Here is a 21,429-nt window from a genome sequence, read left to right as displayed (position 1 = left end):
ACCCGGGCGCCGATAGGGGTACCCCCGGCCCGGCGGGCCTGACCCCTCATGAAAACCCTTCCCACCACAGGAAACACCCCTCACGACTTCCCCGGACTGACTACTATTCGCATAGGGGCGATCACGATCCGCTCCTGAATACTCCAACTACCCGGTGTTTTGAGAGCGAGCTGCTACATGGTCGGCGTAGTGGGCGGCTCACCGCCACCCCTCCCCCCACCTAACGACCCAGAGGCTGCACTCCCCCGCGGCCCGGCGCCGCTGACGACCGCCGAGACGATCCTGCGGCTGCGAGCGCGGCTCGCCAACGCGCAGCGGATCATGTGGGAGTCCCGGAGGCAGCTTTTGCAGGCGCGCCAGAAGGCGGCGGAGGCGCGGCGCGTCTCGGTGGCCCTGCGCGACGCGATCCTGCCCGATCCCGGCGGGTCGATCATGCTGCCGAGCGCCCACATCGCCGTGCGCTACGTCCCGGCCGAGAAGACCTCCAGCCTGGGCGGCGACTGGTACGAGGCCACGACGCTGCCCGACGGGCGGGTGCTGCTGGCCATCGGCGACGTCGCGGGCCACGGCCTGCCCGCCATCGCCCAGATGGCGCAGCTCCGCCACGCCCTGGTGGGCCTCGCCATGACCGGGGAGCCCGCCGACCGGCTGCTGGCCTGGCTCAACGGCCTGGTGTGCCATCGCATGGGCGAGGGCACGGCCACGGCCGTCGCCGGCCACCTCGACCCCTCCACCGGCCTGTTCACCTGGGCGCAGGCGGGCCATCTGCCCCCGATCCTCGTCAGGGACGGGGTGGCCCAGGAGCTGAGCCCTCCCGACGGGGTGGTGCTCGGCGCGAGCCTCGACCTGCCGTACGCGCTGGGCAGCCTGAGCCTTCGCCCCGGCGACCTGCTCCTGCTGTTCACCGACGGCCTGGTGGAGCGGCGCGGGCGTGACATCGACGAGGGCCTGGCGCTCACCGTCGCCGCGGCCGAGACCCTGACGTGGGACGCCTGCCTGCAGGAGAAGCTCGACATGCTGGTCGAGTCGGTGGGCGGCCCGAACCCGGAGGACGATATCTGCCTGCTCGCCGTGGGAGTGCTGGAAGGATAGGCCCATGCCAGGGCTGATGCTTCTCGACACCCCTTCTCTGTACTTCCGGGCGTTCTATGGGATCCCGGAGTCGATGACCGCCCCCGACGGCATGCCGGTCAATGCCGTCAGAGGGCTGATCGACATGATCGCCACGCTGGTCCGCGGCCACTCGCCGGACGAGATCGTGGCGTGCATGGACGCCGACTGGCGGCCCGCCTTCCGGGTGGCGGCGATCCCCTCCTACAAGGCCCACCGGGTGGCGACCGGCCACCAGGAGGAGGTTCCCGACACCCTTGAGCCCCAGGTCCCGGTGATCGAGCAGGTGCTCGACGCCGTCGGCATCGCCCGGGTCGGCGTGCCGGGGTACGAGGCCGACGACGTGATCGGCACGTACACGGCCCGCGCGGCCGGGCAGGTCGAGATCGTCACCGGCGACCGCGACCTCTTCCAGCTCGTGAACGACGACCAGCCGTGCCGCGTCCTTTACACGATAAAGGGGATTCGCAACCTCCAGGTGATCGACGAGGCGGAGGTGTCCGCCAAGTACGGCATCCCCGGCCGCGCGTACGCCGACTTCGCCACCCTGCGCGGCGACCCCAGCGACGGGCTCCCCGGAGTCCCCGGGGTCGGCGACAAGACGGCCGCCGCCCTCGTCACCCGGTTCGGGTCGCTCGACGCCATGCTCAAGGCGATCGACGAGGGGGTCACCGACGGGTTCCCGGCGGGCAGCCGCCTCAAGCTCGCCAAGGCCCGCGACTACCTCGCCGTCGCGCCTGCCGTGGTCAAGGTCGCGCACGACGCGCCGCTCCCCGAGGTGTCCATCGCCCGTCCGTCCGCGCCGCGCGACCCCGAGACGCTGGTCGCCCTGGCCGACCGCTACGGCCTCGACAACCCCTTGAACCGCCTGCTGGCCACCTTGGCCCCCTAGGATCCTCGATGTGCGTCCCAAAACGATCCATGTGTCCGACGCGCCGCGGCTCGCCGAGGGCTTCGAGCGCATCCGCGGCGAGCTGGAGCTTCCCGGGGAGTTCCCCCTTCCCACGATGGAGGAGGCGGCCCGGGTCGCCTCGGCTCCGCTTCCCTCCCTGCCCGACCGCACCGACCTGCCGCTGCTGACCGTCGACCCCCGAGGGTCGATGGACCTCGACCAGGCGGTGTGCATCGAGGAGCGGCCCCGCGGCTACCGGGTCTGGTACGCCATCGCCGACGTCGCCTCGTTCGTGCCGCCGGGCGGCGCCGTCGACGGCGAGGCAAGGAAGCGCGGCGAGACCGTCTACATGCCGGACGGGCGCGTCCCGCTGCACCCGCCCGTGCTGTCGGAGGGGGCGGCCAGCCTGCTGCCCGGCGTCGTGCGGCCCGCGGCGCTGTGGTGCATCGACCTCGACTCCGACGGGCAGACCGTGGGGGCCGACGTGAGCCGGGCGCTGGTGCGCAGCCGCGAGCGGCTCGACTACGACTACGTGCAGGCGGCGATCGACACCGGCACCGCCGACGGCACCCTGCGGCTGCTCCCCGTCGTCGGCGGGCTGCGCCTGGAGCTCGAACGCGCGCGGGGCGGGGTGAGCCTTCCCACGCCCGAGCAGGAGGTCGTCGCCCACGGGGACGGCTACCGTGTCGAGTTCCGCACGCCGCTGGCCGCCGAGGAGTGGAACGCGCAGATCTCCCTGATGACCGGCATGGCCGCCGCCGCGATGATGCTCGACGCCGAGATGGGCGTGCTGCGCACGCTGCCCCCCGCCCCGCAGGAGACGGTGGCGCGGGTCCGCAGGATCGCCGCGGCGCTGGGGGTGGCCTGGCCGGAGGGCTCCTCCTTCGGCGAGGTCGTGCGGAGCCTCGACTCCAAGATCCCCGGCAACGCGGCGTTCCTCCAGGAGTCCACGGTGCTGCTGCGCGGCGCCGGGTACACCGCGTTCAACGGCGAGCCGCCGAGGGACGCCACCCACGCCGCGGTCGCCGCGCCGTACGCCCATGTGACCGCCCCGCTGCGCCGCCTGGTCGACCGCTACGGCACCGAGGTGTGTCTGGCCGTGGCCGAGGGCGTGCCGGTGCCCGAGCCGGTGCAGGAGGCCCTCGAAGGGCTTCCCGCGCTCATGGCGGGCACCGGGCGGCGGGCCGCCGCCGTCGAGCGCGCCTGCGTCGACCTGGTGGAGGCGTTCGTGCTGCGCGACCGCGTCGGGCAGACCTTCGACGCCGTCGTGGTGGACGTCGAGGAGGGCAGGGCGGGCGGGGTCGTCCAGGTCGCCGACCCGGCCGTGGTCGCCCGGTGCGACGGCGAGAGGCTGCCCCTCGGCGAGAGGGTGCAGGTGAGGCTGACGCGCGCCGACCTCATCACGCGCGAGGTGCGGTTCACCCTCGCCTGACCGGCGCCCTTCCCGCACCGCGGGAAGGGCGCGGCGGGGAGGGTCAGGCGACCGACGAGTAGGCCACGACGCCGCGGCGCAGGGCGTCGATGGCCTTGGAGGCGTTCTGCTTGACCTTGCTGCCCGGGGGGGCCGCCTTGCCCACCTGGTCGAGCAGGTCGAGCAGCTGCTTGACCCAGCGCACGAAGTCGCCCGCGGCGAGGTCGCCGTCGGTGAGCACGGCGTCGAGGCTGTGGCCCTTGGCCCAGCGGAAGGCGGCCCAGGCGAACCCGAAGTCGGGCTCCCTGATGAACGACAGCCCGTGGTCGCGCTCGATGTCCTCCAGTTCGGCGAAGATGCGGACCGCCGAGGCCAGCGCCTCCTTGGCGCCGCCCGCCGGGATCTTCGGCTGCCGCGCGTCGTCGGCCTGCCGGGACTCGAACACCAGGGACGACACGCAGGCGGCCAGCTCGGCCGGATCGAGGTCCTCCCAGATGCCGGCGCGCAGGCACTCGGCGGTGAGCAGGTCGAGCTCGGTGTAGAGCTGGGCGAGCCGGCGGCCCTCGGGAGTGACGGTCTCCCCCTCCAGGTAGCCGAGCTGGTCGAGGACGCCGCAGACCCGGTCGAAGGTGCGCGCGATCACGTGGGACCTGCTCTCGACCCGCCGCCGCAGTCCCTCGGTCTCACGGAGCAGCTTGTAGTAGCGCTCGGCCCAGCGTGCGTGGTCCTCGCGCTGGTCGCAGCCGTGGCAGGGGTGGGCGCGCAGCCGGCGGCGCAGCTCGGCGATCTCCCACTCGGGGGTGCCCGGAGTGGCGTCCCTGGCCAGCATGCTGTCGGCGTCGTGGTCCCGGACCCGGACCGGACGGCCGAGGTCCCGGTCACCGATCTTGGCGTGCAGGGTGGCGACGAGGTTGGCACGGTCCTTGGGGGCCCGGGGGTTGAACCCCTTCGGGATGCGCAGGCGCTCGACCGGCTCGACCGGCACGGGGAAGTCGGCCGCCGACAGCCGCTTGACCTGCTTGCCGATCGTCAGCACCAGCGGCGAGGGGCCCTCGGTGCGCATGGTGAGGCCGGGGTCGAGGATGACCGCGAGCCCCGCGCGCCTGCCGCCGGGGACGCGGATCACGTCACCGGGCTTCAGGGCCTCCAGGGAGCGCACGGCCTGCGCACGGCGGGCCGTACCGCGCTGGCGTGAGAGGTCGGCCTCCTTGTCGGACAGGTCCCTGCGCATCCGGGCGTACTCCTGGAAGTCGCCGAGGTGGCAGGTCATCGCCTCGGAGTATCCGTCGAGCGCCTCCTCGGCCCGCCGTACCTGCTTGGCGATGCCGACGACCGCCCGGTCGGCCTGGAACTGGGCGAACGAGGCCTCCAGCAGCGTGCGGGCGCGCTCCCTGCCCACCTGGCCGACCAGGTTGACGGCCATGTTGTACGAGGGCCGGAAGCTGGAGCGGAGCGGGTAGGTGCGGGTGCTCGCCAGGCCGGCCACCGCGACCGGGTCCATGCCGGGCTGCCAGGCGACCACGGCGTGGCCCTCAACGTCGATGCCACGCCGCCCGGCACGCCCGGTGAGCTGGGTGTACTCCCCCGGGGTCAGGTCGGCGTGGGTCTCGCCGTTCCACTTGTCGAGCTTCTCGATGACGACGGACCTCGCGGGCATGTTGATGCCCAGCGCCAGGGTCTCGGTGGCGAACACCGCCTTGACCAGGCCCCGGGTGAACAGCTCCTCGACGACTTCCTTGAAGGCCGGGAGCATGCCGGCGTGGTGGGCGGCCAGGCCCCGCTCCAGGCAGTCGCGCCATTCGAGGTAGCCGAGCACCGAGAGGTCCTCGTCGGGCAGGTGCGAGGTGCGCTCGTCGACGATCTGGCGGATCTCGTGGCGTTCGCTGTCGGTGGTCAGCCGGATGCCGGCGTGCAGGCACTGCAGGACGGCCGCGTCGCAGCCGGCCCGCGAGAAGATGAAGGTGATCGCCGGCAGCAGGCCCTCGGAGTCCAGCTTCTCGATGGCGTCGGAGCGGCTGACGGAGTTGGCCGAGCGGCGCGGCCTTGAGTAGCCGCGCCTGCCGCGCGCCTGGGCCAGGCGCTGCTCGTCACGGGAGATGCGCATGAGGCCGGGGTTGATGCGTGGCCGGTTGTCCTCGTCGACGAACAGGTCGTACAGCTTGTCGCCGACCAGCATGTGCTGCCAGAGGGGGACCGGCCTGTGCTCGTCGACGATCACCGTGGTGTCGCCGCGCACCTCGCCGAGCCACTCGCCGAACTCCTCGGCGTTGCTGACGGTCGCCGACAGGGCGACGACCCGCACGGACTCGGGCAGGTGGATGATGACCTCCTCCCAGACGGCGCCGCGGAAGCGGTCGGCGAGGTAGTGCACCTCGTCCATGACCACGTGGCTCAGCCCGGTGAGCGTCGAGGACCCGGCGTAGAGCATGTTGCGCAGCACCTCGGTGGTCATGACCACGATCGGCGCGTCGCCGTTGACGCTGTTGTCGCCGGTGAGCAGCCCGACGTTCTTGGCCCCGTAGCGGCGGACGAGGTCGTTGTACTTCTGATTGGACAGCGCCTTGATCGGCGTGGTGTAGAAGCACTTGCTGCCCTGCTCAAGGGCGAGGTGGACGGCGAACTCGCCCACGACGGTCTTGCCTGAACCGGTGGGGGCCGCTACCAGCACGCCGTCCCCCGCCTCCAGCGCGCGGCAGGCGTCGAGCTGGAACTCGTCCAGCTCGAAGTCGTACAGGCCGCGGAAGGAGGTGAGCGCCGGCCCGCTGTCTGCATGCTGTTCACGGAAGGCGGCATAGCGTTCCGCAGGCGTCGTCATGCACTTCAGCCTACCGATAGCCGAATTCCGGTCCTGTCGGCTGCACCGCCCTTTCTGTGCTCCGGGCCACATCCGCGGTCGGGGTCCGCCGGCGAAACCTTGATCACTCGTCCGCGGCGCATCGTGCGGCCTCCGCCCCGGCGCGGACCCCGTCAGGTGGTGGCTCAGGTGGCCTGTGGGGCGAGGACGCGCAGGGCGCCGGGCCGCACGGTGCAGGTCAGCGGCAGGGGGCCTACGCGCTCGCCGTCGGCGTAGGCCACGATGCCGGGCGCGTCCACCATGACCGTACGGGCCCGGCGCAGGGTCACGGCCGGATGGTCGAGATGCGTACCCCGGTAGACGCGGGGGAAGGTCCGCAGGAAGGCCGCCTTGGGGAGCCTGCCGACAATCAGCACGTCGAGCAGTCCGTCGTCCGGCACGGCGTCCGGGCAGACCCGCATGCCCGCGCCGTAGGAACGGGTGTTTCCCACGGCCACCATCATGGCCTCCTGCTCGACGACCTCGCCGTCGAGGGTGATCGTGAAGGGGATGGGGACGAAGGAGCGCAACTCCTGCGCCATCGCGAGGAGGTACTTCGCCATTCCCGGCGGGCGCGTCAACTGGTTGGCCCGCTCGTTGACCTTGGAGTCGAAGCCGCAGGCCACCACGCCCGCGAACCACTCGTCCTCGCCGACGCGGGCGGCGTCCACCACCCGGGTCTCGCCCGCCGCCACGATGCCCGCGGCGGCGAGCGGATCACGCTTGGGGATGCCGAGGGCGTCGGCGATGTCGTTCCCCGTCCCGGCCGGGATGATCCCGAGCGGGACGTCGGTGCCGGCGACCGCCTGGACCGCCAGGTGCACCAGCCCGTCGCCGCCGAAGGCGACCAGGGCCTCGGGCCCCTCGGCGACGGCCGTGCACGCCCGTTCGAGGGCGTCCTGGGCGGAGGTGCCCACGATCACCGACACCGGACGGTCACCGGCCCGCAGGCGGCGCACGACGGGGTCGAGCAGTCGGAGGGTACGGCCGCCACGGGCCGCGGGATTCACGAGGACTACTAGCTCACCAGCCACAGCCGGAACCTATCCGGACCGACCCCGGTAATCCAGGGGTAAAGCGCTGGAAACTACTCAGGAGTACGGGCGGCGGGGCCGTCCAGCTCCTCCTCGATCTCCCTCTGGTGCTGCGCTTCCAGCTCGTCCTTCTTGCGGTCGTGGAAGTACATGATGAGCTCGGCGATCAGGAACATGCCGACCATCGGCAGCGCCAGCGCCAGCATGGTGATGGGATCCTGGCTCGGCGTGGCCACGGCCGCGAACACGAACATCAGGAAGATGACCATGCGCTGGTGCTTGCTCACCAGCCGGAACGGCAGCACGCCGATCAGGTTGAGGAAGACCAGCAGCAGCGGCACCTCGAACGACAGGCCGAAGATCACGAGCATCGCCATCATGAACCCGACGTACTGGTCCATGCTGATGAGCGGGATCACGTTGCCCGGGGCGAAGCCCAGCAGCAGCGCGAGGCCCTTGTCCATCGTGAAGTAGGCCAGCGCCGCGCCGGCGGCGAAGAGCGGGACCGAGAGCGCGAGGAACGACAGCGAGTAACGCCGCTCGTTGCGGTAGAGGCCCGGCGTGACGAACGCCCAGATCTGGTAGAGCCAGATCGGCGCGGAGACCACCGCGCCGAACATGAGGGCGACCTGGAGGTTCACCATGAAGCCCTCGAACACCCCCTGCACGACCAGGGTGCACTGACCGGCCTTGAGCTTGTGGGCGTCGGGCAACCGGCAGTAGGGCCCCGTCATGAAGACCCACAGCCGGTCGAAGAACACGAATCCGACCACGGTGCCGACGGTCAGGCCGAGGATCGCCTTGATCAGGCGGTTGCGCAGCTCACGGAGGTGATCCATGAGCGACATGCGCCCGTCCAGATCGGTTGCGACCGAGTCGTCGCCGGCCGGGCTTGACCGTTTCAGCAGTGCCATCGGGCGTCCTGATCTAGTCCTGGTCTAAGGGGGGCGGTCAGGTCAGCGGGCTCGCGTCACAAAGAGCCCTGGTCCTTCGGAGCGGCGGCCTGGGAAGCGCGCAGCCTGGCGTTCTCCTCCTCAAGGACGCGCAGGCGGTCTTCGACCGAGGGCGTCACGGGCGGGAGGGACTGCTGCGGGGCAGCGGCCGGCTGAGGAGTGGCGGTCGTGGCCTGGGCGGCCCTGACCTCGTCCTCTTCGTGGAGTTTGGTGGTCTCCTTCTTGAAGAGCCGCAGCGACTGGCCCAGCGCCTTCGCGGTGTCCGGAAGCTTCTTGGCACCGAAGAGCAGGACAAGGACCAGGAGAATGAGGATCCATTCCATGGGACCAAGTGATGGCATGACACATCCTTACGCCGAGCGACGTGCAATCTCAAGCTCGATCGTACGCTGCCACCACCACTTCATTCACCCCTCCCGCCGACCCAGATGCGCCGATCGCGGCGCTGAGCCGTCCCTGGACGGGTGCGAGACGGGTGGTGGCCCGCTCGATTTCACGTGCCAGCCCCCGCATGGCCACCAGCACGCGGGTCGCCAGCACCGCCAGCGGCACCAGCCCGGCGACGCCCACGCCCACCGCGACGTAGATCCAGATCATGACCTGGAACTCTAGCGAAGGCAGGCGGTGACGACCTACCCGGAGGGGTTCCTCGCAAGGATCAGGAGACCGACTCGTAACGGGCGAGCGCCGCCGAGGCCTCCTCGCGCACCCGGTCGATCAGGGACGCCGGGGAGACCACCCGCCCGCCGTCGCCCAGGCGCAGCGCCAGCCGTACGAGCCAGCCCTGGTCGCGGGCGCGGAGCGTCACGCGCAGGCGGCCCTCCCCCAGCTCGGTGACCTCCTCGCACGGGTAGTACTCGGCGACCCAGCGACCGGAGGGGGTCAGCTCCAGCTCCACCAGCTCGTCGGTGGGCGAGGGCCGGAACACCCCGTCGGTGACGTCGATCGGCTCGGCCCCGGCGGGCGGGTCCGCTGCCACGTCGAGCATCTCGACGCCGACCATGCGGTCGAGCCGGAACAGCCGCATGCCGTCGGCGCGGTAGCACCAGCCCTCCAGGTAGGACCGGCCGTCGGCCATCACCAGCCGCGTGGGGTCGACCTCGCGCGGGGTGATCTCGTCGCGCCCCGGCACGTAGTAACGCAGGGACAGGCGGCGCCCGGCGCGCAGCGCGGCCCTGACCGTGGCCATGGCGTCGGGGGCGGCGTCCAGCTCGAAGGCCACCTGGCTGCTGACCGCCGCGGCGCCCTCTCCCGCCGCGCCCTCCAGCTTGGCGATCACCCGGGCCAGCACGTCGCCCTGCTCGAACTCGGGCAGCTCGGCGAGCATGCGCAGCGCGACCAGCAGCGCGCTCGCCTCGTCGATGCCGAGGCGCAGCGGGCGGGCGATGGTCTCGGCGTTGTCGATGAGGATCTCGCCGCCGTCCCAGGAGACGTCGATGAGGTCGCCGGGGGTGTGGCCGGGCAGGCCGCACATCCACACCAGTTGCAGGTCGTCGACGAGCTGCTTCTCGGTGAGCCCGAACAACCTGGCCACCTCGGGCACCTGCGCCCCGGGGTGGGACATCAGGTAGGGCACCAGCGCCAGGAGCCGGGGCAACCGGTCGGCCGTGCTCACGCCAGGGCTCCCTTCAGCCGGCGGATGATCGCCTCGCGGACGTCCGGCGGGTCCAGGACCTCGGCGTCGGCCGCGAACGCGACGATCGACCCGGCGAGCCACTCGGGGTCGGCGAAGTCGAGCGTGACGACGTCCCAGCCGTCATCGCCCGGCCGCACCTCGCCGACCTGGCGGAGCCACTGGCAGGTGCCCTCGCGGACGCGGATGGTCGCGGTCCGCTCGGGAAGCAGGCTGTCGCGGGTGCCGACCATCGAGCGGATGTCGACCCCCTCGGGGACGGTCACCGCCCCCGGACGCCCGGCGGGAACGACGGGCCCGCTGATCCGGCTGAGGCGGAAGACCCGGGGCGCGTCGCGCTCGCGGTCGTGGCCGACGACGTACCAGCGGCCACGGCGGCTGACCACGCCCCAGGGCTCGACCGTGCGGGTGAGCAGCACCTCGCTTCCGGCGGCGCGGTAGTCGAACCGGACGACCCTGCGGTCGCGCACCGCCTCCCACAGGCCGGGGAAGGCGGGGTCGCGGGTGTCCACCCGGAGCTCCAGCGGCCCGGCGGCGGACTCGTCGGTCTGCACCCCGGCCGCGCGCAGCTTGAGCAGCGCGCCGCTCGCCGCCTCGGCGAGGTTGGCCCGCTGCCACACCTGGGCGGCCAGGCCGAGCACGGCGGCCTCGTCGGCCTCCAGCGTGATCTCGGGCAGCTCGTATGCCTGGCGCATGATGCGGTAGCCGGGCTCGTCGTCCCAGGGGTCCTTGTGCACCTGGACGGGGATGCCGATCTCCCGGAGCTCGGTCTTGTCGCGCTCGAACATGCGCTGGAAGGCCTCGTCGTTGCCGGCGTCGTAGCCGGGCACGGCGTGGCGGATCTGCTCCGCGCTGAGCGGGCGCCGGGTGGCGAGCAGGCAGATGACGAGATTCAGCAGCCGCTCGGTCTTCCGCCGAGACATCGGGCCTCCCTTCTCACGGTGACGCTACCCTTGCCGCGTGATCAGATGGCGCAAGGGCGAGGTGCTTTCGGTCCGGCGCGAGTGGCCGGGCGCGATGGAACTGGACGTGACCCTCCCCGAGGGGCGGTGCCGGGCTCTGGCCTACCCCCCGCTGGTGGGCCGTCCCGAACCCGGCGACACGGTGCTGCTGAACACGACCGCGCTCGCCATGGGCCTCGGTACGGGAGGCTATGCCATGGTAGTGGCCGTACCGGACCGTTTGCCGGAAGATCCCGAAGGACCGGGACACCTGGTCAAGGCACGATACACGCCCCTGCAGGCCACCGTGCTGGGCGCCGACGAGCAGGACTCGCCCTTCCACGAGACGCTGCGCGACGCCGACTCCGTCGACGGCATGCCGGTGATCGTCGCCGACCTTCACTCGGCCCTTCCCGCGATCCTGTGCGGCCTGTACGGCTCGCGCCCCTCCGCGGCGCCGAGGGTCGCCTACGTCATGCTCGACGGGGGGGCGCTGCCGGGCTGGTTCTCCATGTCCGCGGCGCGGCTGCGCGAGATCGGCTGGCTGTGCGGGCTCGTCACGACCGGGCAGTCGTTCGGTGGCGACGTCGAGGCGGTGACCGTCCACACGGGGCTGCTGGCGGCCAGGCACGTGCTTTCCGCCGACGTCGCGATCGTGACCCAGGGGCCGGGCAACCTGGGCACCGGCACCCGATGGGGGTTCTCGGGGGTGTCGGCGGGCGAGGCGGTGAACGCGGCGGCGGTGCTTGGCGGACGGCCGGTGGGGGCGCTGCGGGTCAGCGAGGGAGATCTGCGCGAGCGCCACATCGGGGTCTCCCACCACTCGCTGACCGCCTACGGGCGGGTGGCGCTCTCGCCCGCCCAGGTGGTGGTGCCGGAGCTGCCCGGCGCCTTCGGCGAGCGGGTCACGGAGCAGGCCGCCGCGCTGGGCGAACGCCACGAGCTGGTCAGCGTGCCGGTGGACGGGCTGGAGGACCTGCTGAAGGCCAGCCCGGTGAAGCTGTCCACGATGGGCCGGGGCCTGTCAGAGGACCTGGCCTGCTTCCTCGCCTCGGCCGCCGCGGGCCGCCACGCCGCCTCCCTGCTGTGACGACCGTCCCCGGCCCCGGCTTCGCCCTCCTGAGCGGCTGAAGTCCCGAGGAACGGCCGAGAGCCCACGACGGGCGGACGTGACTATAATTCAGGTCATGACGACGATTCCATTGGCTGATGCCAAAGCGCGGCTGTCCGCGGTGCTGGATGAGGTCCGCGACACCCACGAACGTATCGTGATCACGCGTAACGGCCGTCCAGAGGCGGTCATCATGTCGGTGTCCGACCTGGAGGCACTGGAAGAGACCCTGGATCTGCTCTCGACTCCGGGAGCGTACGAGGAGATTCGCGCGGCCGAGACCGAGATCTCCCGTAGTGAGGCGATCGGCGCCGATGAGTTGCGCCGCCTGATGGCCGAACGGGCGCGCATCGAGCAGGCGGACGCGTGAGCGACGAAGCGTACGCTTTGTCGCTGGCGCCGTCGGCGCGCCGGGCGCTCGTCGAAGGTCCCCCACGCGGACTGCCACTGGCGGTCGCGACCGCGGTTACAGAATTCTTGACGGGCCCGCTTCTGGACAGCCCCCAGCGAGTCGGAAAGCCCCTCACGCGGGAACTGAGCAAGTACCACTCCGCCAGACGCGGCGCCTACAGGGTCGTCTACCGCATCGACGAGACCACGGGGGTCGTCCACGTCGTACGCGTCGACCATCGCGCCGACGTCTACCGCACCCGCTGAGCGTCCCCGCGGGTCCTGTACCAATCCGCACGCTCCGACAGGTGGGACTCCAGCCGCCGTAGCATGGCCGGCTCGCCGAACTCCTCACCCGGAGGCGGGGGGATGTGGTAGATGAACGGCTCCATCTCCTCCGGGTAACCGAGATCGGACCACAGCATCTCGATGACGTCCCAGAAGCCGGAGATCGTGTCCCGGCGCTCGTTGAGCCGCGCCAGCGCCAGATACCGCCAGACCTTGCCGAGCTCCGGATCGGCACAGTCCACGTCGTCGCGCGCGGAGACGGCCGCCCTCACCTTCTCCTCGACCTCGCTCGGCAGGAGATACGGCATCTCCTCCTCGGTCGGCAGATCGGGCAGGTCGCCGAACCCGTCCCTGGCGAGTTCGGCGAGCGCCGCCGACGAAAGCCAGCCCTTTCTGTATCCGCACACCAGTTCCTCGGTGGTCAGGGCGACTCGCGACGAGATGAAACCGGCCGGGATCGTGAATCTCACGAGATCGTTCATGGTTCTATGCTCTCCCGTCCGAACACCTGGCGGGCTCCATGCCGACCTCGGGCGCCCCGCCCAGGTCAGCCAGTGAAGAAGTCGAATTCACCGGCTTTGACGCCGGCGACGAAGGCTTCCCATTCGCCGCGAGTGTAGAGGATCACCTCGCGGTCCGGGCGCTGACTGTGGCGTACGGCCACCCGCCCGGTGCCGTCGGCCAGCGGCCCGGCCTCGACACATTCGCCACCTCCATTGGCGCTCCACGTACTGATACGCCAGGCGGCACCAGAAATCTCCTCGGGGATGGCCACTCTGTATGCCTCCATCTGGTCAGGCTGCCTTTTCTACCGCGCTCCTAATAATCGCCACCGAATCGTCGGGCGAGAGTACGGACTCGCGAAGGCGATCGTACGCTTGAGCAAAGTGTTCCACCTCGTCCCCTTCGACGTATAGCACACCCGCTCGCGTCTCGATATAAGCGACATCAGGGTATGGACCAGACATGTCAAAGATTGTGAAGGGTCCTTCTGGGCTGGCACTGGCGCCTGCCCCGAAGGGCAGCACGCGGATGTCGATGTTCGGCCGCGCCGCCACATCGATGAGATGCAGAAGTTGACCGCGCAGCACGTCCACACCACCGACCTCCCGATGCAACACCGCCTCATCGAGAGTCACCGATAGACGCAGAGGCGTATCCCCGCCCAGCACCTGCTGCCGATTCAACCGGAAATCGGCCCAGAGCTGGATCCGCTCTCGCGGCTTACTCGGGTCTGCCGCACGGATCACCGCTTCGGCGTACTCACGGGTCTGGAGGAGTCCTGGAACCACCATCGCGTCATACGAGTGCAGTTCTCGGGCGCGGGACTCAAGCCAAGCGTGATCGATGATGCGGCCTGTGAACGCGTCGGCGTAGGCATCCCACCAGTTCTTCTGCCAGATGTCGCGGCTGAGGCGTTCCATTCCGTCGCGGAGGTTGACGTCGCTCACGCCGTAGAGATTGAGCAGGGTCAGTACGTCGGGGACACGCATGGGCGTGATCCCCTGCTCCATGCGGCTGAGCGACGACTGGTCGCGCTGGATGTAGTCTCCGGCGTCTTTCAGGGTGAGCTTCGCCGCTTCGCGTAGTTCGCGCAGTTGCTTGCCGAGCCACTGGGCGCGAAGTGTCGGCCCTTTTCTGGCACCCATGACCTCTCCAACCTAATGCTTCAATCGGACGTAGCATACAAATTCAACTAATTACAATTTCCGTCGAAGCCAATCTTGCACAGCTCCCGAATTGATGCCACGCTATCTGTAACACTCGCATCACACAGCGCAGTCAAAGAAGAAGAGGCCGAGGCCGGGACGGGTTGGCGTGCGATGGCTGTGCCCGTCCCGGCCAGGGCCGGAGAAAGGGGTGACCCGATGGATCAGCGACCCGATTCCAGCCTGCGGACTGTCTACCACGACGCGGGCGAGGAAGGTGCGGACGTCCCTCGGTTGAGGGTGGAGGAACGGGCGCGGTTGTTCGCGCTGCTGCGTTACACCGACGAGGAGTACGGAGACGAGGGCGGCGTGGAGCTGTACGGGGTGCGACTGCCCGGCGGCACGGCAGCGACGATCACCGCCAAGGGCAGACCTCATGGGTGCTGGTCGAGCCCTGACCGGGTGGCGGACCGGCTCGGCCTGCACCTGGCCTGGCTCGACCCCGAGCCGGGCCGCTAGACGCCAACGCCTCCCAGCCGGGCCAGCGCCCCGGCTGTGCCGGTCAATGGCTAGCCGAGCAGGGGGAGAAGTGAGTAAGCCAGACAACGAAGCCCTCGCCGAGATCTTCGACTCGCCCGGCGAGATGGCAGAGATCGAGCGGCGCGCATCGCGCCGCATCGCGGGGCTTCGTCTTGGAGAGATCCGTAAGCGTCTGGGCCTCACGCAGCAGGTGGTGGCCAAGCGGATGGGGGTCGGTCAGAAGCGCGTCTCGGCCATCGAGAACGGCGTGTCGGCGGTGGTGGCAGGTGTCCACGCTGGCGGCCTACGCCGAGGCTCTCGGCGGTCAGTTGGACGTGGCCATCAATATCGCCGACCAGCACTGGGAGATCGCCTAGCCCGCGGGGCCCGCGCCGGGAAAGCCGGACGGCCGTACCCCCGTGCCCGGGAAGGGCGGGAGGACGGCCGCGGCGAGCGAAGCGGGAGGCGCGGAGGGGTCAGTAGGCGCCGAGGACGTCGACCACGAAGACCAGGGTGTCGGTGCCCTTGATCTTGTCGCCTGAGCCCGCCTTGCCGTACCCGAGGTCCGGCGGGATCGACACCAGCACCCGGCTGCCCACCGGGACGCCCACCAGGCTCTGGTCCCAGCCCTTGATGACCTTGCCGACGCCGATCGGGAACATCACCGGCTCGCCACGGCTCCAGCTGCTGTCGAACTCGCTGTCGGAGCCCCAGATCTTGCCGGTGTAGTGCACGAGGATGGTCTGACCGGTCTTGACCACGGGGCCCGAGCCCTTGATCACGGTCTTGGCGACGAGGCCCTTGGGCGCGGACTCGCTGGTCTTGGTGGTCAGCTTGGGAGCCTGGTCTCCGCCGGGGTTCTCCAGCGTGACGCCCTTGACCGCCGGGTCGGTGGCGGTGCCCTGGGCGGCCTTGGCCGTGGGCACGCCCATCACGTCGACGACGTAGACGCTGGCGATCGAGGTGTCGGCGCCCTGTGACTTGGCCTGCTCGACCTGGTCGGCGGTCAGGCTGTCCTTGGCGACGACGGCGACGAACCGGCCGCCGGGCTTGCTGTCCTGGAAGGCCTTGTGCACCACGGAGGGGAGCTTGGAGTCGACCTTGATGAGCTGAGGGGCGCCGTCGTCGTAGGTGGAGCCCGAGGCCGCGTTGCTCTTGCCGTCCCAGCTGTAGGCGGTGAGGTTGGCGACGACCGCGTCGCCGTCCTTGACCACGTTGCCCTGGCCCTCGGAGATCGTCTGCGCCGACGAGGTCGCGGGCGGCTTGCCCGCGGGGAAGGTGACCTGCGGTTTCTTCCCGAACTCTCCCGCCACCTTCACCCCGGTGGGCGAGGCCCCGGTCTTGGCGGTGACGTCGCCGTTGTTACCGCCGCAGGCGGCGGCGAACAGCAACGGCAAGGCGGCGAGAACGGCCAGTCGGCGCATGGGTATCCCTTGGAAAGACGTCACGTTCGCGTAACACTACCCGACCCTCATGACCGCGCGAGTCGGTGCGACTCGATCTTGCCGAAGTGTGACCTTACCTTCGGATTCGCTTCGGGGAACGTGCCCCGGAACGGCGGTGCGACCACAGGAAACCCCTATGCGGACGCCGAGCCCGCCGAAGATCTTATATGTCCCGGCGCGAAACTTTCACCAGGCGAAGACCCCCCGGGAGGCTCGTCGTGACGAGCCTCCCGGGGGGTCTCGGCGGCCTGTCCCCGGGCCGGCGGCCGGGGACCCTCGCTCACATGCCGGCGATCAGCTTGTCGACCCTCTCGTCCACGCTGCGGAAGGGGTCCTTGCACAGGACCGTGCGCTGGGCCTGGTCGTTCAGCTTCAGATGCACCCAGTCGACGGTGAAGTCACGGCGCTTCTCCTGCGCCTTGCGGATGAACTCGCCGCGCAGCCGGGCCCGGGTGGTCTGCGGGGGCACCGACTTGGCCTCGAAGATCTTCAGATCGGACGCCACCCGCTCCACTGCGCCGCGCTTCTGCAGCAGGTAGAACAGCCCTCTCTTGCGGTGCACGTCGTGGTAGGCGAGGTCGAGCTGGGCGACCCTGGGCGAGGACAGCGGGAGGTCGTACTTGTTGCGGTAGCGCTCGATCAGCTGGTACTTGGTCACCCAGTCGATCTCGCGGGAGACCAGGTCGAGGTCCCCGGTCTCCACGGCCCGCAGGGTGCGCTCCCACAGCTCCAGGACCCTACGCGTGATCGCGTCGCCGCCACGGCGGTCGACGAAGTCACGGGCCTTCGAGAGGTACTCCTGCTGGATCTCCAGGGAGGAGGCCTCCCTGCCGTTCGCCAGGCGCACGCGCCTGCGGCCGGTCATGTCGTGAGAGACCTCGCGGATCGCCCTTATCGGATTCTCAAGGCTGAGGTCGCGCATGACCGTGCCGGCCTCCACCATGCGCAGCACCAGGTCGGTGGCGCCGACCTTGAGCAGCATGGTGGACTCGCTCATGTTGGAGTCGCCGACGATGACGTGGAGCCTGCGGAAGCGCTCGGCGTCGGCGTGGGGCTCGTCGCGGGTGTTGATGATCGGGCGGGAACGGGTGGTGGCGCTCGACACGCCCTCCCAGATGTGCTCGGCACGCTGGGAGACGCAGTAGACCGCGCCGCGCGGGGTCTGGAGCACCTTGCCGGCCCCGCAGATGATCTGCCGGGTCACGAGGAACGGGATCAGGACGTCGGCGAGCCTGCCGAACTCGCCATGCCTGCCGACGAGGTAGTTCTCGTGGCAGCCGTAGGAGTTGCCCGCCGAGTCGGTGTTGTTCTTGAAAAGGTAGATGTCTCCAGCGATGCCTTCCTCGCGCAGCCGCTTCTCCGCGTCGACGAGCAGCCCTTCGAGGATGCGCTCCCCCGCCTTGTCGTGGGTGACGAGCTCCACGACGTTGTCACACTCGGGGGTGGCGTACTCAGGGTGGCTTCCGACATCGAGATACAGGCGGGCACCGTTGCGGAGGAACACGTTGCTCGATCGGCCCCAGGACACGACTCTGCGGAAAAGGTACCGCGCGACCTCGTCGGGAGACAGCCTTCGCTGACCCCTGAACGTGCAGGTGACGCCGTATTCGTTCTCCAAGCCGAAGATGCGACGATCCATCACATCACACTATGTCCCCGGGGCCCCGTAGGGGAGGGATCTTCTCCGGGTTTCCGGGTGAGCAGTCCCTGCCATCGCCCTCCGGTGACGCGCGGCCCACCCCGGGGGCGTATGGATCTCCGCGACCTTGACGGTTCGTCCCGCCGGCCGGAGACCGCCGGCTCCGATGCCGAGGGGCCGCTCAGGCGACCGGCTCCGATGCCGAGGGGTCCGCTCCCTCAGGCGGGAGACGGCACGTCCCGGCCCCCTGACTGGCGTGGGGACCGGGACGTGACCGGGTGGAGCTCGACGGAGACCTCGGCGGCTGGTTTCAGTCGCCGGAACCGTCGTCGATGTCGCCCTCGGGAGCGGTGGCCGCCGAGTCGCCGGGGGACCCGTTGAGCGCGCCGCTGACATCAGGCGGAGACGCGGGCTCGGGGGACGGCGCGCTGGTGGCGATCAGCCGCTCCAGGCGCGGGCCGGTGAGCCGCTGGAACTTGCGGTGCTCCCTGGTGCGGTCGAGCACCGCGACCTCCAGCTGCGAGACGGGCGGGCGCTCGCCGCCGGGCTCGGTGAGGGCCCCGAGAGCGGCGTCGAGGGCCTCGGTCAGCGTCATGCCCTCGGAGAAACGCTCCTTCAGGCGGCCCGCCACCGCGTCGGCCACGCCGCCCATGACGACGAAACCGTGCTCGTCGGCGACCGAGCCGTCGAAGGTGAGCCGGTAGATCTGGTCGTCCTCGGGCGCGTCACCGACCTCCGCGACCACGATCTCCACCTCGTACGGCTTGCGCGACTCGGTGAAGACCATGCCGAGCGACTGCGCGTACAGGTTGGCCAGCCCGCGGGCGGTGACGTCACTGCGGTCGTAGGTGTAGCCGTTGATGTCGGCGTAGCGGATGCCGCCCAGCCGCAGCGCCTCGAACTCGTTGTACTTGCCGACGGCGGCGAAGCCGATGCGGTCGTAGATCTCACTGATCTTGTGCAGCGCCCTGGAGGCGTTGGGCGCGACGAACAGAATGCCGTTCTCGTACTGCAGCACCACGACGCTGCGGCCGCGCGCGATGCCCTTCCGCGCGAAATCGGCCTTGTCCCGCATCTCCTGTTCGGGGGACACATATCCAAAGGGCATGGACACCGGTGGTGATCCTCTCGTGGCCGTGGGTGGTGACTAGCGCAGCGGGGCGGTGGGTCCGTCGGGGTTGTTCAGACGCGCGTCGAGCACCTGCCGTACGTACCCCTCGACCTCCTCGTCGGGCAGGCGGCGGAAGCCCTCGTCGGTGATCACCGCGACCAGCGGCCAGATCTTGCGGGTGACGTCGGGCCCGCCGGTCGCCGAGTCGTCGTCGGCGGCGTCGTAGAGCGCCTGGATGCACGCGAGCACCGTCTCCTCGGCGGTGGCGCCCTCGCGGTAGAGCTTCTTCAGCGCGCCGCGGGCGAACAGCGAGCCCGAGCCGATCGAGGCGTAGTTGCTCTGCTCGTAGGGACCGCCGCCGACGTCGTAGGAGAAGATGCGGCCCGCGTCGCGGGTCTCGTCGTAGGCGGCGAACAGCGGCACCACGACCATGCCCTGCATGGCCATCGGCAGGTTGCCCCGGATCATGGTGGCCAGCCTGTTGGCCTTGCCCTCGACCGAGAGCTCGCGGCCCTCACGCTTCTCGTAGTGCTCCAGCTCGACCTGGTAGAGCCGGGCTATCTCGATGCCCGTGCTCGCCGTTCCGGCGATGCCCATACAGGAGTAGTCGTCGGTGCGGAAGACCTTCTCTATGTCCTTCTGGGAGATGTAGTTGCCCGAGGTGGCCCGCCGGTCGCCGGCCATGACCACGCCGCCGGCGAAGTTCAACGCGACGATCGTGGTCGCGTGCGGGATCAGGTCACCGACGGAGGCCGCCATCGAGTCGAATCTCCCCGGGAGGAGCCCCGGAGCGTAGGACCCCACGAACTCGGTGAACGACGTCGATCCGGTGTCCAGGAACAAGTTGTTCGTCCAGCCCCGCTCTGCTGCCACGCGACTCCCTCCCAAGTGCTTTCGGCTTCTACGCCGACCCTACTCGTGGTGCTGTCGTGGTTGCACTTCCCACGATCAGCTCAGCGCGAACCGCTTTCGCCCATCCAGCCTCATCTTCCACAAAAATAATCTTTACGGATCAGACCGGCCATGTAATTGTCGAGTTGTCGTGACATGTAAACAGGTATGCCTCCATCCCCCCTAGGGGAGGTCCCCCGTGACACCTACACGAACCCTCGCCGCGCTGGCCGCCGCCGCCCTGACCCTCACCGCGTGCGGCTCCGGAGGACCCTCCGGAGACGGCGGCACCACCCTGACGATCACCGCCAACGCCATCTCGGGCGGGAAGAACGCGGCGACGGCCGACTGGACCAAGAGCTGGCTGATCCCGAAGTTCGAAGAGGCCCAGAAGGCCAAGGGCAAGAGCGTCCACGTGCTGTTCCAGCCGAACGGCGTCGACGACGAGCAGTACAAGACCAAGATCGCCCTCGACCTCAAGTCCCGCACCGGCGCGGACATCATCGACCTGGACGGCATCTGGGTGGGCGAGTTCGCCCAGGCCGGGTACGTCAAGCCGCTGGTGGAGACCGCGGGCTCCGAGGTCGAGCAGTGGGACGGCTGGAGCCGGATCCCCCAGGCGGTCCAGGGCCTCGGGATCTTCGAGGGCAAGAAGTACGGGCTGCCGCAGGGCACCGACGGCCGCGTGCTGTTCTTCAACAAGACCCTCTTCGCCAGGGCCGGCCTGCCCGCCGACTGGCAGCCGACGAGCTGGCAGCAGATCATCGACGCGGGCACGGCGCTGAAGAAGGCCGGGGTCCCGGCTCCGATCCAGATCGACGCGGGGACCGCGATGGGCGAGGCCACCGCCATGCAGGGAGCCCTGCCCCTGCTCGTGGGCACCGGCTCGGAGATCTTCTCTGGCGGCAAGTGGACGGGCGCGTCGCAGGCGGTCAAGGACGTCCTCGGCTTCTACCGGCAGATCTACACGACCGGGCTCGGCGACCCGCGGCTCCAGCAGGAGGCCAAGGGCCGCGACAAGTCCTTCCAGGAGTTCGCCGACGGCAAGATCGGCATCCTGGCGGAGGGCGACTACTTCTGGCGCGCCGTCATCGAGCCGAAGGCCGGGGTCGCGCCCATGCCCGACCGCGACAAGGTCGTCGGCTACGCCCTCATCCCCGCCAGGCAGCCGGGCGCCGGGGTGCGCGGCCAGGACTTCGTCAGCATGTCCGGCGGGGCCGTACGGGTGCTCAACCCGAACTCGGGGAACGCCAAGCTGGCCTGGGAGCTGCTGTCGTTCATGCACTCGGCCGAGGCGACCAAGGCCGGCCTCGCGGGCGAGGCGAGGATCACCTCGCGCACCGACGTGAACGAGGAGGTCCTTTCCGCCGACCCGATGCTGGGCTTCGTCTCGGAGAAGGTGCTGCCGATCACCTCCTTCCGGCCGGGGCTCGCGGTCTACCCGCAGGTCTCGGTGGCCTTGCAGGAGGCGACCGCCGACGTGGTGTCCGGCAGGAGCGTCGAGGAGGCCGCCGCCGCCTACGAGAAGAAGCTCGAAGGCCTGGTCGGCGGCCCCTCCAACGTCTCCCAGTGAACGATC

Annotated in this window: 22 protein-coding genes and 1 pseudogene; 9 read left to right on the top strand and 14 right to left on the bottom strand. The window is 70.0% G+C overall.

What is annotated here, in order from left to right:
* Positions 1–177 precede the first annotated feature (177 nt).
* The 3 genes from ACGFIV_RS15890 to ACGFIV_RS15880 are packed head-to-tail and all read left to right on the top strand — an operon-like array spanning position 178 to position 3,434.
* Positions 178–1,092: a PP2C family protein-serine/threonine phosphatase gene (locus tag ACGFIV_RS15890; protein WP_358555005.1), complete on the top strand. Its 915-nt coding sequence runs from the start codon at positions 178–180 to the stop codon at positions 1,090–1,092.
* 4 nt (positions 1,093–1,096) lie between these two features.
* The gene (locus ACGFIV_RS15885) at positions 1,097–2,002 is read left to right on the top strand and encodes a 5'-3' exonuclease (protein WP_358555003.1); all 906 of its coding nucleotides are present in this window, start codon (positions 1,097–1,099) and stop codon (positions 2,000–2,002) included.
* A 10-nt stretch (positions 2,003–2,012) separates the two neighbouring features.
* Positions 2,013–3,434 (top strand): RNB domain-containing ribonuclease, encoded by a 1,422-nt coding sequence (locus ACGFIV_RS15880; RefSeq protein WP_392835445.1) that lies wholly within the window; start codon positions 2,013–2,015, stop codon positions 3,432–3,434.
* A 43-nt stretch (positions 3,435–3,477) separates the two neighbouring features.
* Here ACGFIV_RS15880 and ACGFIV_RS15875 read toward each other — a convergent pair whose 3' ends face one another.
* The 7 genes from ACGFIV_RS15875 to ACGFIV_RS15845 all read right to left on the bottom strand — a co-directional run bounded on the left by ACGFIV_RS15875 (position 3,478) and on the right by ACGFIV_RS15845 (position 10,789).
* Positions 3,478–6,228 (bottom strand): DEAD/DEAH box helicase, encoded by a 2,751-nt coding sequence (locus tag ACGFIV_RS15875; RefSeq protein WP_392835442.1) that lies wholly within the window; start codon positions 6,226–6,228, stop codon positions 3,478–3,480.
* Positions 6,229–6,392: 164 nt separating this feature from the next.
* A complete protein-coding gene (locus ACGFIV_RS15870) occupies positions 6,393–7,280 on the bottom strand; it encodes a diacylglycerol/lipid kinase family protein (protein ID WP_392835439.1) in 888 nt (295 codons plus the stop codon).
* Between the two features lie 53 nt (positions 7,281–7,333).
* Positions 7,334–8,194, bottom strand: coding sequence for a twin-arginine translocase subunit TatC (gene tatC, locus ACGFIV_RS15865; protein ID WP_358559529.1), 861 nt, complete (start codon positions 8,192–8,194; stop codon positions 7,334–7,336).
* Positions 8,195–8,250: 56 nt separating this feature from the next.
* Entirely contained in the window at positions 8,251–8,574 is a 324-nt protein-coding gene (gene tatA / locus ACGFIV_RS15860) for a Sec-independent protein translocase subunit TatA (protein WP_358559527.1), read from the bottom strand.
* 31 nt (positions 8,575–8,605) lie between these two features.
* Positions 8,606–8,830 (bottom strand): hypothetical protein, encoded by a 225-nt coding sequence (locus tag ACGFIV_RS15855; protein ID WP_358559525.1) that lies wholly within the window; start codon positions 8,828–8,830, stop codon positions 8,606–8,608.
* 61 nt (positions 8,831–8,891) lie between these two features.
* Entirely contained in the window at positions 8,892–9,848 is a 957-nt protein-coding gene (locus ACGFIV_RS15850; protein WP_358559523.1) for a WYL domain-containing protein, read from the bottom strand.
* Positions 9,845–10,789 carry a helix-turn-helix transcriptional regulator gene (locus ACGFIV_RS15845; RefSeq protein WP_392835432.1) on the bottom strand — a complete coding sequence of 315 codons (945 nt, stop codon included), beginning with the start codon at positions 10,787–10,789 and terminating at the stop codon, positions 9,845–9,847. The genes ACGFIV_RS15850 and ACGFIV_RS15845 overlap by 4 nt, the downstream gene beginning before the upstream one ends.
* 37 nt (positions 10,790–10,826) lie before the next feature.
* Here ACGFIV_RS15845 and ACGFIV_RS15840 point away from each other — a divergent pair, with 37 nt between their 5' ends.
* The 3 genes from ACGFIV_RS15840 (at position 10,827) to ACGFIV_RS15830 (ending at position 12,575) form a co-directional block, all read left to right on the top strand.
* The gene (locus ACGFIV_RS15840; protein WP_392835429.1) at positions 10,827–11,897 is read left to right on the top strand and encodes a DUF3866 family protein; all 1,071 of its coding nucleotides are present in this window, start codon (positions 10,827–10,829) and stop codon (positions 11,895–11,897) included.
* 97 nt (positions 11,898–11,994) lie between these two features.
* Complete coding sequence (locus ACGFIV_RS15835; protein WP_392835426.1) at positions 11,995–12,288, top strand: type II toxin-antitoxin system Phd/YefM family antitoxin; 294 nt, start codon at positions 11,995–11,997, stop codon at positions 12,286–12,288.
* Complete coding sequence (locus ACGFIV_RS15830) at positions 12,285–12,575, top strand: type II toxin-antitoxin system RelE/ParE family toxin (protein WP_392835423.1); 291 nt, start codon at positions 12,285–12,287, stop codon at positions 12,573–12,575. The genes ACGFIV_RS15835 and ACGFIV_RS15830 overlap by 4 nt, the downstream gene beginning before the upstream one ends.
* Here ACGFIV_RS15830 and ACGFIV_RS15825 read toward each other — a convergent pair.
* The 3 genes from ACGFIV_RS15825 to ACGFIV_RS15815 form a co-directional block, all read right to left on the bottom strand.
* Positions 12,560–13,078, bottom strand: a complete 519-nt coding sequence (locus tag ACGFIV_RS15825; RefSeq protein ID WP_392835420.1) for a DUF2247 family protein — start codon at positions 13,076–13,078, stop codon at positions 12,560–12,562. The two genes, ACGFIV_RS15830 and ACGFIV_RS15825, sit on opposite strands and share 16 nt — an antisense overlap.
* Positions 13,079–13,143: 65 nt before the next feature.
* Positions 13,144–13,371, bottom strand: a complete 228-nt coding sequence (locus ACGFIV_RS15820) for a DUF397 domain-containing protein (RefSeq protein ID WP_392835417.1) — start codon at positions 13,369–13,371, stop codon at positions 13,144–13,146.
* Between the two features lie 19 nt (positions 13,372–13,390).
* Positions 13,391–14,245, bottom strand: a complete 855-nt coding sequence (locus ACGFIV_RS15815) for a helix-turn-helix transcriptional regulator (protein ID WP_358559510.1) — start codon at positions 14,243–14,245, stop codon at positions 13,391–13,393.
* A gap of 219 nt (positions 14,246–14,464) precedes the next feature.
* Here ACGFIV_RS15815 and ACGFIV_RS15810 point away from each other — a divergent pair, with 219 nt between their 5' ends.
* Both ACGFIV_RS15810 and ACGFIV_RS15805 read left to right on the top strand, forming a co-directional pair.
* Complete coding sequence (locus ACGFIV_RS15810; RefSeq protein WP_358559508.1) at positions 14,465–14,764, top strand: hypothetical protein; 300 nt, start codon at positions 14,465–14,467, stop codon at positions 14,762–14,764.
* A pseudogene (locus ACGFIV_RS15805) lies at positions 14,682–15,026 on the top strand (helix-turn-helix domain-containing protein); the annotation flags it as partial. The gene ACGFIV_RS15810 and the pseudogene ACGFIV_RS15805, both read left to right, overlap by 83 nt.
* 214 nt (positions 15,027–15,240) lie before the next feature.
* On the opposite strand, the gene ACGFIV_RS15800 reads toward ACGFIV_RS15805, so the two are convergent.
* The 4 genes from ACGFIV_RS15800 to prcB form a co-directional block, all read right to left on the bottom strand.
* Positions 15,241–16,188 (bottom strand): FKBP-type peptidyl-prolyl cis-trans isomerase, encoded by a 948-nt coding sequence (locus tag ACGFIV_RS15800; RefSeq protein ID WP_358559506.1) that lies wholly within the window; start codon positions 16,186–16,188, stop codon positions 15,241–15,243.
* Between the two features lie 301 nt (positions 16,189–16,489).
* Positions 16,490–17,848, bottom strand: coding sequence for a Pup--protein ligase (gene pafA / locus ACGFIV_RS15795; protein WP_262844541.1), 1,359 nt, complete (start codon positions 17,846–17,848; stop codon positions 16,490–16,492).
* Positions 17,849–18,158: 310 nt separating this feature from the next.
* Complete coding sequence (prcA, locus tag ACGFIV_RS15790; RefSeq protein ID WP_358560620.1) at positions 18,159–18,956, bottom strand: proteasome subunit alpha; 798 nt, start codon at positions 18,954–18,956, stop codon at positions 18,159–18,161.
* Positions 18,957–18,995: 39 nt separating this feature from the next.
* Positions 18,996–19,832, bottom strand: a complete 837-nt coding sequence (gene prcB, locus ACGFIV_RS15785) for a proteasome subunit beta (RefSeq protein WP_358560618.1) — start codon at positions 19,830–19,832, stop codon at positions 18,996–18,998.
* A gap of 217 nt (positions 19,833–20,049) precedes the next feature.
* On the opposite strand from prcB, the gene ACGFIV_RS15780 reads away from it, so the two are divergent.
* On the top strand, positions 20,050–21,423 hold the full coding sequence (locus tag ACGFIV_RS15780; protein ID WP_358560616.1) for an extracellular solute-binding protein: 1,374 nt from the start codon (positions 20,050–20,052) through the stop codon (positions 21,421–21,423).
* Positions 21,424–21,429 lie beyond the last annotated feature (6 nt).

The sequence above is a fragment of the Sphaerisporangium sp. NPDC049003 genome (genome assembly GCF_043197795.1).
In the GTDB taxonomy this organism is placed as follows: Bacteria; Actinomycetota; Actinomycetes; order Streptosporangiales; family Streptosporangiaceae; genus Sphaerisporangium.
This window is presented reverse-complemented; position numbering and strand designations above follow the sequence as displayed.

Coding starts and splice junctions, on each gene's coding strand:
- prcA (WP_358560620.1), bottom strand. CDS start 18,956: ATGCCCTTTGGATATGTGTCCCCCGAACAGGAGATGCGGGACAAGGCC.
- ACGFIV_RS15890 (WP_358555005.1), top strand. CDS start 178: ATGGTCGGCGTAGTGGGCGGCTCACCGCCACCCCTCCCCCCACCTAAC.
- ACGFIV_RS15800 (WP_358559506.1), bottom strand. CDS start 16,188: ATGCGCCGACTGGCCGTTCTCGCCGCCTTGCCGTTGCTGTTCGCCGCC.
- tatC (WP_358559529.1), bottom strand. CDS start 8,194: ATGGCACTGCTGAAACGGTCAAGCCCGGCCGGCGACGACTCGGTCGCA.
- ACGFIV_RS15855 (WP_358559525.1), bottom strand. CDS start 8,830: ATGATCTGGATCTACGTCGCGGTGGGCGTGGGCGTCGCCGGGCTGGTG.
- tatA (WP_358559527.1), bottom strand. CDS start 8,574: ATGCCATCACTTGGTCCCATGGAATGGATCCTCATTCTCCTGGTCCTT.
- ACGFIV_RS15825 (WP_392835420.1), bottom strand. CDS start 13,078: ATGAACGATCTCGTGAGATTCACGATCCCGGCCGGTTTCATCTCGTCG.
- ACGFIV_RS15875 (WP_392835442.1), bottom strand. CDS start 6,228: ATGACGACGCCTGCGGAACGCTATGCCGCCTTCCGTGAACAGCATGCA.
- ACGFIV_RS15835 (WP_392835426.1), top strand. CDS start 11,995: ATGACGACGATTCCATTGGCTGATGCCAAAGCGCGGCTGTCCGCGGTG.
- ACGFIV_RS15815 (WP_358559510.1), bottom strand. CDS start 14,245: ATGGGTGCCAGAAAAGGGCCGACACTTCGCGCCCAGTGGCTCGGCAAG.
- ACGFIV_RS15845 (WP_392835432.1), bottom strand. CDS start 10,789: ATGTCTCGGCGGAAGACCGAGCGGCTGCTGAATCTCGTCATCTGCCTG.
- pafA (WP_262844541.1), bottom strand. CDS start 17,848: ATGGATCGTCGCATCTTCGGCTTGGAGAACGAATACGGCGTCACCTGC.
- ACGFIV_RS15885 (WP_358555003.1), top strand. CDS start 1,097: ATGCCAGGGCTGATGCTTCTCGACACCCCTTCTCTGTACTTCCGGGCG.
- ACGFIV_RS15810 (WP_358559508.1), top strand. CDS start 14,465: ATGGATCAGCGACCCGATTCCAGCCTGCGGACTGTCTACCACGACGCG.